This window comes from Candidatus Pelagibacter sp. Uisw_090 (assembly GCF_047717845.1).
In the GTDB taxonomy this organism is placed as follows: Bacteria; Pseudomonadota; Alphaproteobacteria; order Pelagibacterales; family Pelagibacteraceae; genus Pelagibacter.
On the sequence record NZ_CP159810.1, the window covers coordinates 575,752 to 591,634 of the forward strand.

Sequence of the window (15,883 nt, forward strand, 5' to 3'; positions counted from 1 at the left end):
TCATGGGGAAGAACCTTGAAATTACTGAAAAACTAGAAAAGTATATAAATAATTTTAGTTTAAAGTTAAATCCCATTCAGCAAGAAATAATCGATTACAATAATACACTTGGAGATGTTAAGAGAATGCAAGTTGCAACATCTCAATGTCATTTTCTTCATTTAATTATAAAAATTTCTAATATTAAAGATGTACTCGAGATTGGAACCTTTACTGGATTAAGTGCACTTTCTATAGCATTAGCATTACCAAATGACGGTAAACTTGTAGCGCTTGATAAAGATGAGGGAACAAACAAAATTGCATTAGATTTTTTTAAAAAAGCCAATCAGGATAATAAAATTCAAACAATCGTTAAACCAGCATTAGATAGTTTGGAGGAATTAAAGAATAGTAAGTTTGATATGGTTTTTATTGATGCCGATAAAATGAATTACAAAGAATATTATGAAAGATCACTGAAGTTATTAGATAAAGGTGGATTGATTATTGTAGACAATGTTTTATGGCATGGTGAAGTTGCTGATGATGATAATTTAGATAAATACACAATAAATATCAGAGATTTTAATACTTATGTTGCAAACGATAAAAGAGTGGAACAAATCATTGTGCCTTTAGGTGACGGAATGACTGTTTGTAGAGTGTTATAATGTTCTATGTTTTTGGTTTTTACAAATTTAAAAAACTTACCTCTTTAAAAAAAAATAAGGTTTTATTACAGGATTATTTAATTAAAAAAAATATCCGAGGAACAATAATTATAGCTAGTGAAGGAGTAAATGCAACAATCTCTGGGAAAGCTAACGATCTAAAGTCAGCTATCATAAAGATTAAAAAGATATTAGATTTTAAAAAGTTTGATAGTGAAAATACTTCAAAAAGTAAATTTCAACCATTTCATAAACCAAAAGTTAAGATTAAAAAAGAAGTAGTTCCTATGGGTCTTTCCTTATCAACAAAAAATAAAAAAGATAATCATGTTGACCCAAAAAAATGGAATAAATTAATCAATGATAAAGAAATATTAGTTTTAGATTCTAGAAAACCATTTGAGTATAATGTGGGTACTTTTAAAAGATCGGTTAATCCTGATGTTGATAATTTTAGAGAATTTCCAAAATACTTAAATAAACTAAAAAAAACAAAGCCAATTGCAATGTTTTGTACTGGCGGAATAAGATGTGAGAAAGCTTCAGTATTTTTAGAAAAAAAAGGTTTTAAAAATGTTTATCAATTAAAAGGTGGAATTTTAAATTACTTAAAAAATGTTAAAAAAAAAGAAAGTTTATGGAATGGGGAATGCTTTGTCTTTGACAACAGAATCAGTGTTAAACATGGATTGGTAACTGGAACATACTCAATATGCAGTGGATGTAGAAAACCTGTTTCATCGAAAGATAAGAAGTCTAAAAAATATGAGGAAGGTGTTTCATGCATAAACTGTCATGATAATTTAACTCAAACTCAAAAAGAGAGATTTCGAATGAGGCAAAAGCAAATAAACCTTGCTAAAAAGACTGGTTCAAAGCATATATTCCAAAAAGAATTTAAATAGGAAAAACATTTGTCTAAAGCCATAAATTTAACCAAAGATCCAATTTGGTCATTACTTAAAAAAGTAACTATTCCAGCTAGTGTTGGTTCTTTATTTCAAACATTCTATAATTTAGTTGATACATGGTTTGCTGGTAGAATTTCTGCAGAAGCTATAAGTGCAATAGCTAAATCTTTCCCAATATATTTTGTCATCATCGCTGTTGGTGTTGGTATTGGTGCTGCTACGAACTCTTGTATTGGTAATTTATTAGGTGCTAAAAAAATTAATAAAGCATCACTATTTATTGCTCAATCAGTAATTTTTGCATTGATCACTTCAATTGTTGTTACTTTATTTGGATTAAATGCCTCTGATTTTCTCTTAGGTGTTATGGGATCTGATGCTGCTGGTATTGCTTTAACTAGAGAGTATTTAGATATAATTTTTTATGGAACATTTATAGTTATGATCCAAATCTCTTTAAATGGAGCTTTGAATGCTCAGGGAGATACTAAGAGCTATAGAAATGTTCTTATCTTTAGTTTCTTTTTAAATATTTTTTTAAATCCATTATTTATCTGGGGATACGGAATTGTTCCAGCTTATGGTATAGGTGGCCTTGCAATAGCAACTGTTATCGCCCAATCCATTGGTACAATTTATTTAGCTTACAAAATTAACTCATGTAAATTAAGAAAGTATCTATCTATTAAATGCTTTATTCCTAAATTTATTCTTCTTAAAGAATTGTTCTCCCAAGCAATGCCAATAATGATTAGTATGTTGTTTATTGGTGTAGGTATTTTTAATATTTTATATTTTATTGGACAATTTGGTGACCTTGCAACAGCAGGTTATGGTGCAGCTTTAAGAGTTGAGCAAGTTTTTTTACTTCCGGTAATTGGATTAAATACAGCAGTACTTTCTATTGGTGGACAAAATTTTGGTGCTAAAAATTATAACCGTATTAGAGAACTTTATACTAAAGCATTATTTTTTGGATCTTCATTCATGGCTTTAGCGGGTATCATTTTATTCTTTGGTGCAGAGTTTTTTGTATCTCAATTTACAGATAATGCAGAAGCCATATACCATGGTGCTATATATTTAAAAATTGCTGCATTAATAGCTCCTATTTATCCCGTGTTCTTTATTACAACAGCAGTTTTTCAGGCTCTTAAAAAGCCGGTTTATAGTCTTTACTTGAGTGTTCTAAGATTGACAGCATTTCCTTTCTTATCATTATGGTATGTAATTAATATTAGAGGTGGTGATTATGCAGATATTTTTTATACCATCATGGCAACCAATTGGTTTATGGGTATTGCAGTAATCATCTTTATTGGATACTTTTTAAATAATGTTTTTAAACAAAAGAAAAGCCATTTTTCTTATTAGTATCTCAGTATTAATATTTATTTTAATTATTAATGAGGTCAAATCTCAAACAATCAAAATTGTTGATGGAGATACAATTCATCTTAATGGAGAAAAAATTAGATTTACTGGAATAGATACACCTGAATTGAAACAAACTTGTTTTAAAGATAGCGTAAAAGATCCTTGTGGAGTTACCGCAAAACAAATTCTTATTGATAAAATTGGAAAAGATAATGTTGAATGTATTAGTGAAGGAAAAGATCAATACAAAAGAACACTAGCAGAATGTTTTGTTAATAATGAAAGCCTATCGAGCTATCTAGTTAGAAGTGGTTATGCGTTTGCATACAGAAGGTATTCAAAAAAGTTTATACCTGATGAAGATTATGCAAGAATCAATAAAATAGGTATGTGGTCTATGGAGTTTGATTATCCTTGGGATTACAGAAAATCTAAGAAAAATTAAAGCTAACAGGGACGTTCTGTTACCCGGTGCCCCAGATCGTGCTTTTATAATCCGTATTTTACAACAAAGTTGATGCAACCTAATGCAGAAACCATCAAAAGTTTGAATGTAATTGCGACGCTGTTGCGAAGTTTAATTTTGTGCTAGGATCATGCTTCATGAAAAAGATTCTTAAGATTTTAGTCCTAGGATTATTATTAACTGGCTGTGTTGCAGTTGGTAAGCAAACGCTAGAAGTTGATAACAAAATATCAGATCCAAAAGTTATTGCGGTTAACGTAACTAATGGTGGCCCCTGGATGAGAGAAGTTGAAAGAAGATTAAAACAATCAGGTTTTAAAGTTTTAAGAGCAGCAAGTACCAATGAGGCAATTGAGGTATCTGGAAAAAAATTGATAAAATACAATGAGGCAACTACTCGATACTTTTTAAGAATTGAAGCTCGAGCACCCACTTCATTTGCACACAGATGTTTTGGAGGGGGCTTTAATTTCGATTATATCTATGGAGATCTGGTTGATTTACAAACAAATGAAACAATAGCCTCAATTGAATCAAGAGGTTATTCTGAAGGTTGCCAACCACTAGCTGGTAAAATTTACACAAACATAACAAAGATGGTTGTTGATTCATGGGAATAGAGCACTTTAAGATAAAAAAGATTTTAGGGATTGTGGTTCTGGGTTTGTTGTTGGTAGGATGTGCAACCTCTCAAGTAAGCGTAGTTGGTAATAAAATTTCTCAATCTAGTTTCCGTAATATTGCACTAAGTACAAATAACGGTATTCTTGGTCAGGCAGTTGCAAATGAGCTAGTGGGAAGAGGTTATAAAGTGCAGAGCCCAGGTCAAACAAACAGCTTAATGCTAAGATTAAATCTAAATGAAGGTGAAGTTACCGCAGCTAAAAGTTTGAAAGCATTTTCTAAAGAAGGTGTTGATGCTGTAATAGTTGTAAGTGCGGTAGGAGGTTATGATCAAATGCCCCAAAGCGCTAGCGTGCAAATTATAAACACTAGTACATTTGATATCATGGCAGGGCTAAATTGGCAGAATGGATTTGCTGGTCAACAAGGATCTATAGCAGATAGACTTATGAGAAAAGGCCTTACTAAAGCTGCAAAAGAAATAGTTAACGGTTTAACTCAATAGTTTTATTATAAAAAATTGCGACGTATGTGCGACCAAAAATAATCTAAACACCAATCAGCATTATAAATTCAGCAAACTAGGAGAGTGGTAAGGGGCGTTCTGTTACCCGGTGCCCCAGAATTCTAATTAATACCTTGTTTATTAATTTTAAAGAGCTTTTCTCCCAAAGGACTGATTGGATCTTGAGGTGTAGGTTTGATTTTAGTTTTTTCCTCAACAATACTTAACAGTTTTTTAGCAAGTCCTTGACGTCTAAACATGGGATTAACAAAAATATATTCTACTTCAGCTGTCTCATTATATCTAACAAAACCAAGTGTAGTATTAATGTTTTTAAATGTAATAACACCATCACTTAGATCTATATCATAATTTGTATTATTTAAATTATTCATCAATTATTTCCATCTTGTTCAAGTTTTTTTTCAAATTTTCTCACAAAGAATGAAACAATTAATATTAAAATTAAATACTCTAAAATTAAAAATGTATAAATTTCTAACGGTCTATAAGTTGACACAACTAATTCATTAGCTTTTCTTGTTAAGTCACCAATACCTATAATTGATACTAATGAAGACATTTTTAGCACATACACAAACTGATTACCTAATGCAGGTAAGATATTTTTAATAGCTTGTGGAAGGATTACTAATCTTAATCTTTTATAGAAAGTTAAACCTAGTGACGAACCTGCTTCCCACTGCGATTTTTTAATTGAGTTTATGCCTGCTCTAAAGATTTCTGCTTGAAAAGCACTCTCACTTATTGCTAGTGCGATAATGCCAGACACAAATGGACTGAAGCTTAATCCAGTCATTATAGGTAGGCCGTAATAAATCCATAAAATTAAAACAAGCAGAGGTATAGCTCTTACAATTTCTACATATCCAATATTTATGTATGTTAAAAATTTATTTTTAGCTAAAGAGGGTATTGCAACAATAAAACCTAAAATTGCAGAAATAATTATAGATATTACTGAAATATAAATAGTTGTTGTTAAACCACTTAGTAAAAATTTTAGGTTAGTTAATCCCTCAACATTATTAGGTGAAAGAATAAACCACCCTAACTCTTGACCACTACAAGAGTTAAGGGGTAAAATTAAAAGTAAAAAAAGTAAATTTTTCACTCTTAAAGTTATAATGAATTAGAGATTAATATCTAATTTTTTATAAGCTTTTTAAATTATATTTAGCGAGTAGTTTATTAAAGAAACCAGACGATTTCTTATCCTTAATCCAAGCGTTAACATAATCATTCCAAATTTGATCATTCTTACCAACCATCATTGCTAAAAAGGCAGGATTTTTTTCTCCATCAGGAACAATTGCTAATTGAGGGTATTTTATAACTAATTTATTGGCCTCTGTTGAACTTGTGATGTTTCCATCTGCTCTTCCAGCTAATACTTCTTGAAAGTCTCTTGCAGGAGATTCAACTGATTGCAATTTAGATTTTGGAAAAAATTCTTTAGCTTTTTCCTCTTGAGACGTCCCAAGTGTTGTAGCAATAGTTATACTTTTGTTGTTCAAAGAGTTCCACGTTGAATATTTTTCTAAATTCTTTTTAAGTACAAGTGGAACAGTTCCATACTTGTAGTAAGTATCTGTAAATCCAGCAACTTCTGCTCTTTTTGGAGTTTTAGTTACACTTGTAGAAATATCATATCTTCCTGCAGTAATTCCTGAAACAATAGTTTTCCATTCAGTGGGTACAAAAGTAATTTTTACACCCATATCTTTTGCTAATTCATTCATTACATCAATATCAAAACCAACATACTTATTAGTAGCTGGATCCTTCATTGTCATTGGATCCCAGTCGCCTGTTGTTCCAACTTTTAACTCACCAGAAGATATGATCTGATCAAGTTTAGTTTCTGCGTTAAGAGAGAAGGGTAAAAGTGCTAATAGCACCACAAGGAGTATTTTTTTCATACTCTTCATATAACAAAGATTTAAGAAAATATAAGCCTATAACCTTGACGCACTATCACTCATCCAAGAGTGTAAATGTCTTGAAAAAGAGCGCCTAACAAATAAATTTACCTCATTTATTTCCGTAAGATGAATAATTACATCAATGTGGGATAAAATTGTTTGAATAACTGACCCTTTTTTTGTTTTAAAATCATTAAAGTTAAAAGGCGACCCTGTAGCAAATAAATCAAAAACTTTACTGCCTTTTATATTCAGCATTACAAATTGGTCACTTACATCAGTTACAGCACCCAATTTCACTTTAGATATATTTTTGATCAATTCATCTTCAACTTGATAAGTATTACTCTCCTCACTCACAGTTTCATTTGATATCAGCATCCATTCATCAGGACTTAACCAAAATGCAGTTAATTTCTCTGCTGATGTTGATGTATTAGCCTCTGTTGGTAAGACCATATTAAGATTTTTACCAATAGCTGTAATAAAATCTTTTGTTTTACCTCTTATGATTAATTTCATAACAGGTTTAATTTCTTTAATTACTAAATCAGAATAAGTTATGTCTCCCTTAATAGAGGTTTTGTAATCAAGCATTTAACCTCACATTTTCTTTATCAAAAAAAACAGGATCAACAATAGTTACATTAATATTTTTATCTTCCATTGGAATAAATAACTTTTGACCTAGCATATTTTTTCCACCTCTGACTACCGCAAGTGCAATTGATTTATTCAAATTAGGACTATAGTAACTTGATGTTACATGACCTAACATTTCAACTGGTGTTTGGTTTGTATTAGCAACTATCTGAGCTCCTTCTTCTAAAACTTCAGTTGGATTATCTGTAACAAGTCCTACTAATTGTTTTCTATCTTCTTTCATGGTGTCAGATCTATAAAGAGATCTTTTACCAATAAAGTCATATTTCTTTTTACTAACAATCCAATCCATTTGTAAATCTATAGGTGTCATAGTTGCATCTGTATCTTGGCCAACAATAATAAATCCTTTTTCAGCTCTTAATAAGTGCATTGTTTCAGTACCGTAAGGAGTTATATTAAATTCTTCACCTGCTTCCATGCATTTCTTCCATAAATCTCCACCATAGTTCGCCTGAATATTGATTTCATAACTATGTTCGCCTGTAAAACTAATACGCATAATTCTACATTTAATGTTATCAATTTTTGCATTCTTGAAAGACATGTGCGGAAAGTTTTCATCTGAAAGATCAAGATCAGGTATTAATTTATTTAGAATTTTTTTACTATTTGGTCCGCAGATACTAGCTGTTGCATAATGATCAGTAACAGATGACAAATAAACATCTAGTTCAGGCCATTCTGTTTGAAGGTAATCTTCTAATTTTCCTAATACGTTTGCAGCACCACCAGTTGTTGTTGTCATGATATAATGACTTTCATCAAGTCTAGTTGTGACCCCATCATCATAAACCATACCGTCTTCATTAAGCATTAAACCATAACGACATTTTCCTATGGCTAGTTTTGACCAAGCATTTGTATAAACTCTATTTAAAAATTCTGAGGCATCAGTTCCTTGAATATCAATTTTACCAAGTGTTGAAGCATCTAATATACCAGCGCTATTTCTTGCAGCTTTACTTTCTCTTTGCACCGCATCATGCATAGTTTCATTATTGTTTGGATAGTACCAAGCTCTTTTCCATTGACCCACATTTTCAAATTCAGCTTTATTTTCTATATGCCAGTCATTCATTGGTGTTCTTCTAAATGTATCAAAATATTCACCAACATTTCGTCCAACAATTGTTCCAAATGTTAAAGGTGTGTAAGGGGGTCTAAACGTTGTAGTTCCAAGCTCACCCATCTTAACATCAGCAGTTTCCGCAATAATACCAAGGGCATGCATGTTACCAAGCTTACCTTGATCAGTACCCATACCAGTTGTTGTATATCTTTTTACGTGCTCAATTGATCTAAAACCTTCTCTTAGAGCAAGTTTAATATCTTTTGCTGTTACATCATTTTGATAGTCAACGAAAGGTTTTGTTTTTCCTAAAACTTTATCGGATGGAAGTAACCAAATAGTTCTAATCTCATTATCTTTTGGACAATTTATTTCCAAATTGTCAAATTCAGTTTCTTTTAAATTTAGAAATTCTTTTAAAGATATTACGGAATTTTTTATAATATTATCTAATTCAAAATCACCATTACTTGAGCCAATACTAATTTGATCTGATGGGTATATATCAGGAATAAATACTTGATCTTTTTCTCTAAATTTTAATTTACCTCCTGATTGAGTAAACAAATGAACAGCTGGCGTCCATCCACCTGCAATTGCTAGGCAATCACAATCAAGCTCTATCTTTTCTGGACTTGCAAAAGATTGTCCATCTCTAGATAATTCCATTATCGTAATTTTATTAATTTTTTTATAACCCTCTGTATTTACAACTGTGTGTGATCTATAAACTTTAATTCCAAAACCCTCAGTCTCTTTAGTAAATGCAGTATTAGATTGTTCTCTAATATCTATGATTGCTTCAACCTTAATACCTTTTTTTTGTAATGAAATTGCACTTTCATAAGCTGTGTCATTATTAGTAAAAAATATATTTTTTTGACCTGTTACAACTCCATAATAATCAGCATATTTTTTAACAGCAGATGAAAGCATAATGCCTGGTCTATCGTTATTGTTAAATACTAGAGGTCTTTCTAAAGAGCCTGTAGCAACAATAACTTTTTTAGCTCTAATCTTTAACAATCTTTGTCTTACATTTTTTTGTTTTTCATTTTTAGGAAGATGATCTGTTAGGTTTTCTCTGGCTAATAGATAATTATAGCCATGATAAGCGGCAACACTAGTTCTTGTTTTAATTTCTAGGTTTTCAATATTTTTTAATTCATTAATTTCATTTTCTAACCATGCAGAAGAATTTTGATCATTTATTTTTACATGTTCAGAGTTTTGGAAAATTGTAGATCCTCCAATTTCGTTTTTTTCATCAAGCAATAATGTTTTGAGATTATTTTTTGCCGCAGTTTTTGCAGCCATAATTCCACTAATACCAGCCCCAATTACCAAAACATCACAATGAATGTATTTGTGATCATATATGTCAGGGTCAGGTTCTGTTGGAGATTTTCCTAGGCCAGCAGAATGTCTTATAACATGTTCATACTTTTCCCAAAAGTTAGCAGGCCACATAAAAGTTTTGTAATAAAAACCAGCAGGTAGAAGAGGGGATAAGAAATTATTTATACCTCCAATATCAAAGTCAACACTAGGCCAACAGTTTTGGCTAGTTGCTTCTAGCCCATGATAGATCTCAAGTTCGGTTGCTCTAACATTTGGTTCTGTTAGTGCTGTGTTGTTATTAACTTGTACGATTGCATTAGGCTCTTCAGACCCTGAAGTCATTATTCCACGTGGTCTATGATATTTAAAACTTCGTCCTACTAAATGAATATCATTAGCAAGTAGAGCTGAAGCAAGAGTATCACCTTTGTATCCAAAATAAGATTTTCCATTGAATTTAAAAGAAACTCTAGAAGTTTCGTCAATATATTTACTGGTTTTAACTCTTAAATTTTTTGACATTAAATTATTTTATAGGAGGTTTTTCACCCATTTTATATACAGCTTTAATTTTGTCATTAGAAGTATCCCTAACTATGTTAAACCATTTTCTACAACCATGAGCATGGTTCCATCTTTCATATTGAATACCTTTAATGTTTTTTCTCATAAACAAGTATTCTGCCCATTCATCATCACTTAATTCTGTGGGTTGTTTAGGTCTTTCAATATGTGCTTCACCACCAGCTTTAAATTCACTTTGTTCACGTTCACCACAAAAAGGACAGGTAATTAAAAACATTAGTGAGCTACCGCCGCTGCACCATGTTCATCAACAAGGTTACCACTAATAAATCTATTCAAATTAAAAGCCGCGTTAAGTTTGTGGGGTTCGTCATTTGCAATTGTATGCGCAAATAAATCACCTGACCCTGGTGTAGCTTTAAATCCACCCGTTCCCCAACCACAGTTGAAGTATAAACCTTTTATAGTAGTTTTGCTGATAATAGGACTTGCATCGGGACAAATATCTACAATTCCACCCCATTGTCTAAGCATTCTCATTCTACTAAAAATTGGATAAAGTTCTAAAATTGCATTTAAGGTTCCCTCCACAATATCGTGACTTCCTTTTTGTGAGTAAGAAACATAATCATCAGTTCCAGCGCCTATTACAAGTTCACCTTTATCAGATTGACTGACATAAGCATGTACAGCGTTAGACATTACAACTGTATCAATGATCGGTTTTACTGGCTCTGAAACTAAAGCTTGAAGTGGTTTGCTTTCTAAAGGAAGTCTTAAACCAGCCATGTTCGCAAGCACACTTGAGTGACCAGCCGCAACTACACCAACTTTTTTAGTTTTTATGAATCCTCTAGTCGTTTCTATTCCTTCAACTTCATCACCATTTCTTTTAATTCCTTTAACTTCACAATTTTGAATTATATCTACACCCATTTCATCTGCTCCACGAGCATATCCCCAAGCAACTGCATCATGTCTTGCTGTACCAGCTCTTCTTTGTAGAGTTCCACCTAATACTGGATAACGGATTTCAGGAGACGTATTTATAATAGGACAAAATTTTTTAACCTCTTCAGTGCTTAAATAAATAGCGTCAATGCCATTTAATCTATTAGCATGTGTTCTTCTTTTTAAATCTCTAATGTCTTGTAAATTGTGTGCAAGGTTCATCACACCTCTTTGACTAAACATAACATTGTAGTTTATCTCTTGAGATAAACCTTCCCATAGTTTTAAGGCATGATCATAAAGACCAGCACTTGCATCCCATAAATAATTAGATCTTATAATTGTAGTATTTCTTCCAGTGTTACCACCACCAATCCAGCCTTTTTCAACAACAGCAATATTTTTCATATTATGTTTTTTAGCTAAATAGTAAGCTGTCGCTAAACCATGACCACCACCACCTACAATTACTGCATCGTATTCTTTTTTTATAGTGGGATCTTTCCACACTTTTTGCCAATTTTCATGATAGGAAAAAGCATTTTTGATTAAAGAGAATATTGAATACTTATTTTTCATAATATAAATCAAGAATTACTTTATAAATATTGAAAATTCAATACAATCGGTTATATCCTTATGCGAGTGGAAGAGTGGGTGAGAGGCTGAAACCAGTCGTTTGCTAAATGACCGTGCGGGGAAACTTGTACCGAGGGTTCGAATCCCTCCTCTTCCGCCATTAAAATAATGGCTGATCTTTAAAAAAGTCCTTCATTTTAATAGGCTTTTTTTCCAATATGTATCTATAGACATTGTAGTTTTCCATAACACGCTGAACATAGTTTCTTGTCTCTTTGAATTTAATCAATTCAACCCAATCTACAAAATCAATTTGTTTCTTTTGTGGGTCTTTATTTATTTTTTTCCAGTATTTAACTCTCTTAGGACCGGCATTATATGCTGCTGTCGCAAAAGGATATGCACCATCATATTGTAAAATTAAACCTGCTATATAATGAGATCCTAGGTTAATATTATATTCAGGATCAGATGTTAATCTTGATTTCGAATAAGGAAGCTTTGCCTGTTTAGCAACTAATTTAGCTGTGTAGGGCATTAATTGCATTAAACCTTGTGCACCAACGTGACTGTTTGCCCTCATATCAAATTCACTCTCTTGTCTAATAAGTGAAAGAATAAAAGCAGTCTCTGGTATTTTTCTGCCATTTACATACTTAGGAGTGCTTATTATTGGATAATTAAAATTATTATGAAATCTTTTTTGATAAGAAGCGATCTTAGAGATTTGTATTGCAAAATCATATCTTGATATATTTGTTGCAAGTTCAGCTGCTAGAATCTCACTTCCATTTTCAATATTATCATTAGCCAAATGTCTTAATATATTTTTAGTATACCTATCTTTATTTAACTCATTTAAAAGATGGACGATTTTTACTAATTCTTTTTTATAAAAATATTTCTTATAAGTATCAGAAACAATAGTTTGTTCATCTAGCTCAAATGTTTCGTTGGGTTTAGTTTTTAAGAATGCTAATTGTCCATAATAAGTCGACAAATATTTAGTTGCCTCCCCGTACCATTGCTTAGATTGCTCTTTATCACCAATTTTTTCATAAGATCTGCCAAGCCAATAAGCCCCACGTGATAAACTAATGGGGTAACTTACATTTTGATAAAAGTTATTAAAATGATCTATTGCTAAAATAGGATCATCTAAAAAGCTTAGTGCAATCCAACCACTAATCCACTCAGCATCAGCAAATTTTGGACCTTTATCTAATGAATGTTTGCTTGCAATTTTATAGGCAGTTTCATATTTGTTTTTATAAATAAGAGCTCTTGCCATTATAGCTCTTTCAGTCCACCATTTATCAGGCCTAACAAGATAATCTTTATCATTTTTAATCTTGAATAATATTTCTAATGAAGCGTCAGTTCTTCCTCTTTTTCTTCTCCATTTAAGTCGATCATAATTTAAGCCAGCATCATTTTTTAGTTTTTCAGGTACATTTTTAATTGCTTGGTCTACACCATAGGATTTACTCATTAATATTTGTCTTGCCGTATAAAGTAATTGATAATCTTTAGGCAAATATCGAAGCATTCTCTTAAGGTCCCAGTGCTTATTTTCCCAGGCTAAGTAATCGGCTCTTTTTATGTAATCACTTGAATTTAAGTATTTCTTATATTTGCTTCTAAAGTATTTCATATTCGATCTGCTTAATTCTGCAGTTATCCAACCTTCCTTAATTAAAGAAATACCTTTTTTAATTTCACCTGTTTGAATATGACTCTCACCCAATATAAGCATACCAAAACCACTTAAAGGTTCGTCTGATCCAAACCAATCAATTATTTTTTTTGGTGAAATTCTATCCGTAGAAAGCTTATGTTCAGCTAAATATTTAATTCTACTAATTCTTGGATAATCTTCATTGTTCTTTATAAAAGCCATATAGTCATAAAAACTAGCTTGATTACCAGTGGTCAGTAAATGACGCCATTTAATGAAATTATTTATAGATTTATCTTTGGCTTTTTTGGATAATGATAAAGCTGTGGACCACTGGCTTTTTTCCATTGCTCGAATAGATTTTTTTGCAAGACTGTAGTCCTTTTGACTATAATATTTTGATTGTGCCTTAACTATAGATTTTGATTTTTTAACAATTAACGGTTTGCTTTTTGGAATCAGAAAGTTAATTTTTTTTATATTTTTTTTAGCAATTCTAGCTTCAGTTTTTTCAACTTTTTTAGATGGTTTAGATACAGGTTTAAGAATACCTTGGGATATCTTTTTACTCTGAGTTTCTTTGTCTAAAATAGGTTTTTTTAAAGGGATTATTGATATTTCAGCCGCATATAAATTACTTATTATTACCGAACTTAATAATAATGATTTTATAAAAAAAAATATCTTTCTAGGCATAAATTTACTAAATGAATCTCTAAACTATGTTATAAGTATTTATGTTCAAAGGATCAAACGTTGCTTTAATAACCCCGTTTAAGAATGATAAGCTTGATGAAGAAGCTTATATTAAGCTTATTCATTTTCAAATTAACAATGGAACTAATGGACTAGTTCCTGCTGGTACCACCGGTGAATCTCCAACATTAAGCCACAGTGAACATCAAAAAGTTATTGAATTGTGCATCAAAGAAAGCAGGGGAAAAAGCATAGTAATTGCTGGCACTGGCTCTAACTCAACAAAAGAGGCCATTTCTTTAACCACACATGCGGAAAAAGTAGGCGCAGATGCAGCTTTAATAGTGACACCTTATTACAACAAACCAACCCAAGAAGGTTTATATCAACACTATAAAGCTATTAATGACAGGATCGGCATACCTATTATAATTTATAATATTCCAGGACGATCTGTAATTGATATGTCAGTTGATACAATGGCCAGATTATTTGAGCTAAAAAATATCGTCGGTGTCAAAGATGCCACTGGTGATCTTAATAGAGTTGACCAACAAAAAAATAAAATGGGAGATGATTTTATTCAACTTACTGGTAATGATGATAATGCATTAGATTTTAATAAAAGAGGTGGGGTGGGCTCCATTAGTGTTACAGCAAATATAGCGCCAAAACTTTGTTCTGATTTTCAAAAATCTTTTAAAGTAAATTCTGAAAAAGGAAACTTAGAAGCGGAGAGATTAGATAAGATACTCCAGCCAATTCATAATTCTATGTTTATAGAGAGCAATCCAAGTCCCGTTAAATATGCGGCAAAACTTTTAGGTTTATGTGAAGACGATGTTAGGCTGCCTTTAGTTAAACTTACAGAACCAACCAAGGAAGCTGTTAAAAAAGCTCTAGTATCAGCAAACCTACTCTAATGAACAAGAAAACCAATCCTGGTTTAAAAATTATTTGCTTAAATAGAAAAGCAAGTTTTAACTATTTTTTTGAAGAATTAATAGAGGCAGGAGTTGTACTCAAAGGATCTGAAATTAAATCAATAAGAGAAGGTAAGGTTAACATAGCAGATTCATATGCTGTAGAAAAAGAGGGTGAAATAGTTTTGATTAATTCACATATAGCAGCTTTCAAGCAGGCTAGTTATTCTAATCATAATCCTATGGATGAAAGAAAACTTTTATTAAATAGAAAAGAAATTAATAAATTAATTGGGAAAATGCAGAGGGACGGTTTAACACTCGTTCCAACAAAGATGTATTTTAAAAAAGGCAAGGCTAAAATTGAAATAGCGGTAGCCAAAGGTAAAAAACAATTTGATAAAAGAGCCACTAAAAAAAATAGAGATTGGAATCGTGAAAAAGCAAGACATATCAGAAAATCTAGCTAATCTGGCTTATTTAGCCCTAGGTTCAAATTTAGGAAACAAAATTAACAATATTGAAATAGCCAAAGTTGAATTAGAAAAATATAAAATAAAAATATTAAAATCTTCATCTAACTACATATCTGAATCCTGGCCAGACCCCTCTATGCCTAATTATATTAATACTATTATAAAAATAAAAACAAGTTTAGCACCGCTTGAATTATTAAAAATTTGCAATCTAATAGAATTAAAATTGGGAAGAGTTAGGGTTCAAAAAAATTCACCAAGAACATGTGATATCGATATTATTGATTATGATAAAAAGGTACTAAATGAAAAAAATAGCCAATTAATTTTGCCACATCCTCGAATGAGTAAAAGAAATTTTGTTTTACTGCCCTTATTTGAAGTGGATAAATCATGGAAACATCCAAAATCCAAGACTAATATAGTTAATTTGATCAACTCTTTACCAGTTAGGGACTTAAGATCTATTAAACAAATATAAATTAATGTTATAATCG

The 15,883-nt window shown here is 31.4% G+C and carries 17 protein-coding genes and 1 tRNA gene; 10 read left to right on the top strand and 8 right to left on the bottom strand.

What is annotated here, in order from left to right; genetic code table 11:
- Positions 1–2 precede the first annotated feature (2 nt).
- The 6 genes from ABXT58_RS03130 (at position 3) to ABXT58_RS03155 (ending at position 4,536) form a co-directional block, all read left to right on the top strand.
- Positions 3–653 (top strand): O-methyltransferase, encoded by a 651-nt coding sequence (locus tag ABXT58_RS03130; RefSeq protein WP_415304674.1) that lies wholly within the window; start codon positions 3–5, stop codon positions 651–653.
- Complete coding sequence (locus ABXT58_RS03135; RefSeq protein ID WP_415304676.1) at positions 653–1,558, top strand: rhodanese-related sulfurtransferase; 906 nt, start codon at positions 653–655, stop codon at positions 1,556–1,558. The genes ABXT58_RS03130 and ABXT58_RS03135 overlap by 1 nt, the downstream gene beginning before the upstream one ends.
- Positions 1,559–1,567: 9 nt before the next feature.
- A complete protein-coding gene (locus ABXT58_RS03140) occupies positions 1,568–2,938 on the top strand; it encodes an MATE family efflux transporter (protein ID WP_415304678.1) in 1,371 nt (456 codons plus the stop codon).
- The gene (locus ABXT58_RS03145; protein ID WP_415304680.1) at positions 2,901–3,386 is read left to right on the top strand and encodes a thermonuclease family protein; all 486 of its coding nucleotides are present in this window, start codon (positions 2,901–2,903) and stop codon (positions 3,384–3,386) included. Before ABXT58_RS03140 ends, ABXT58_RS03145 begins: the two co-directional genes overlap by 38 nt.
- A 158-nt stretch (positions 3,387–3,544) precedes the next feature.
- A complete protein-coding gene (locus ABXT58_RS03150) occupies positions 3,545–4,027 on the top strand; it encodes a hypothetical protein (protein WP_415304681.1) in 483 nt (160 codons plus the stop codon).
- Complete coding sequence (locus ABXT58_RS03155) at positions 4,018–4,536, top strand: hypothetical protein (protein ID WP_415304685.1); 519 nt, start codon at positions 4,018–4,020, stop codon at positions 4,534–4,536. Before ABXT58_RS03150 ends, ABXT58_RS03155 begins: the two co-directional genes overlap by 10 nt.
- Before the next feature lie 122 nt (positions 4,537–4,658).
- On the opposite strand, the gene ABXT58_RS03160 is transcribed toward ABXT58_RS03155, so the two are convergent.
- From ABXT58_RS03160 to ABXT58_RS03190, 7 genes are read right to left on the bottom strand one after another with little or no spacing between them, the layout of a single operon-like run.
- Positions 4,659–4,931, bottom strand: coding sequence for a GNAT family N-acetyltransferase (locus tag ABXT58_RS03160; RefSeq protein WP_415304687.1), 273 nt, complete (start codon positions 4,929–4,931; stop codon positions 4,659–4,661).
- On the bottom strand, positions 4,931–5,671 hold the full coding sequence (locus ABXT58_RS03165; protein WP_415304689.1) for an amino acid ABC transporter permease: 741 nt from the start codon (positions 5,669–5,671) through the stop codon (positions 4,931–4,933). The genes ABXT58_RS03160 and ABXT58_RS03165 overlap by 1 nt, the downstream gene beginning before the upstream one ends.
- Before the next feature lie 40 nt (positions 5,672–5,711).
- Positions 5,712–6,479 carry an ABC transporter substrate-binding protein gene (locus tag ABXT58_RS03170; RefSeq protein ID WP_415304691.1) on the bottom strand — a complete coding sequence of 256 codons (768 nt, stop codon included), beginning with the start codon at positions 6,477–6,479 and terminating at the stop codon, positions 5,712–5,714.
- 36 nt (positions 6,480–6,515) lie between these two features.
- On the bottom strand, positions 6,516–7,079 hold the full coding sequence (locus tag ABXT58_RS03175) for a sarcosine oxidase subunit gamma (protein WP_415304693.1): 564 nt from the start codon (positions 7,077–7,079) through the stop codon (positions 6,516–6,518).
- A complete protein-coding gene (locus ABXT58_RS03180; RefSeq protein WP_415304695.1) occupies positions 7,072–10,080 on the bottom strand; it encodes a sarcosine oxidase subunit alpha family protein in 3,009 nt (1,002 codons plus the stop codon). The genes ABXT58_RS03175 and ABXT58_RS03180 overlap by 8 nt, the downstream gene beginning before the upstream one ends.
- A 4-nt stretch (positions 10,081–10,084) precedes the next feature.
- Positions 10,085–10,360, bottom strand: coding sequence for a sarcosine oxidase subunit delta (locus tag ABXT58_RS03185; protein ID WP_415304697.1), 276 nt, complete (start codon positions 10,358–10,360; stop codon positions 10,085–10,087).
- Positions 10,360–11,613, bottom strand: a complete 1,254-nt coding sequence (locus ABXT58_RS03190; RefSeq protein WP_415304699.1) for a sarcosine oxidase subunit beta family protein — start codon at positions 11,611–11,613, stop codon at positions 10,360–10,362. Before ABXT58_RS03190 ends, ABXT58_RS03185 begins: the two co-directional genes overlap by 1 nt.
- A 68-nt stretch (positions 11,614–11,681) precedes the next feature.
- Here ABXT58_RS03190 and ABXT58_RS03195 point away from each other — a divergent pair.
- Positions 11,682–11,773, top strand: a tRNA-Ser gene (locus ABXT58_RS03195).
- Here ABXT58_RS03195 and ABXT58_RS03200 read toward each other — a convergent pair.
- Positions 11,774–13,987, bottom strand: coding sequence for a transglycosylase SLT domain-containing protein (locus ABXT58_RS03200; protein ID WP_415304700.1), 2,214 nt, complete (start codon positions 13,985–13,987; stop codon positions 11,774–11,776). It abuts the tRNA gene before it with no gap.
- Between the two features lie 41 nt (positions 13,988–14,028).
- Here ABXT58_RS03200 and dapA point away from each other — a divergent pair, with 41 nt between their 5' ends.
- Genes dapA through folK form a run of 3 tightly spaced genes read left to right on the top strand, consistent with a single transcriptional unit; the run spans position 14,029 to position 15,867 of the window.
- A complete protein-coding gene (dapA, locus tag ABXT58_RS03205) occupies positions 14,029–14,910 on the top strand; it encodes a 4-hydroxy-tetrahydrodipicolinate synthase (RefSeq protein ID WP_415304702.1) in 882 nt (293 codons plus the stop codon).
- Positions 14,910–15,380, top strand: coding sequence for an SsrA-binding protein SmpB (gene smpB, locus ABXT58_RS03210; protein ID WP_415304704.1), 471 nt, complete (start codon positions 14,910–14,912; stop codon positions 15,378–15,380). The genes dapA and smpB overlap by 1 nt, the downstream gene beginning before the upstream one ends.
- The gene (folK, locus tag ABXT58_RS03215; RefSeq protein ID WP_415304706.1) at positions 15,346–15,867 is read left to right on the top strand and encodes a 2-amino-4-hydroxy-6-hydroxymethyldihydropteridine diphosphokinase; all 522 of its coding nucleotides are present in this window, start codon (positions 15,346–15,348) and stop codon (positions 15,865–15,867) included. The genes smpB and folK overlap by 35 nt, the downstream gene beginning before the upstream one ends.
- Positions 15,868–15,883: the final 16 nt, after the last annotated feature.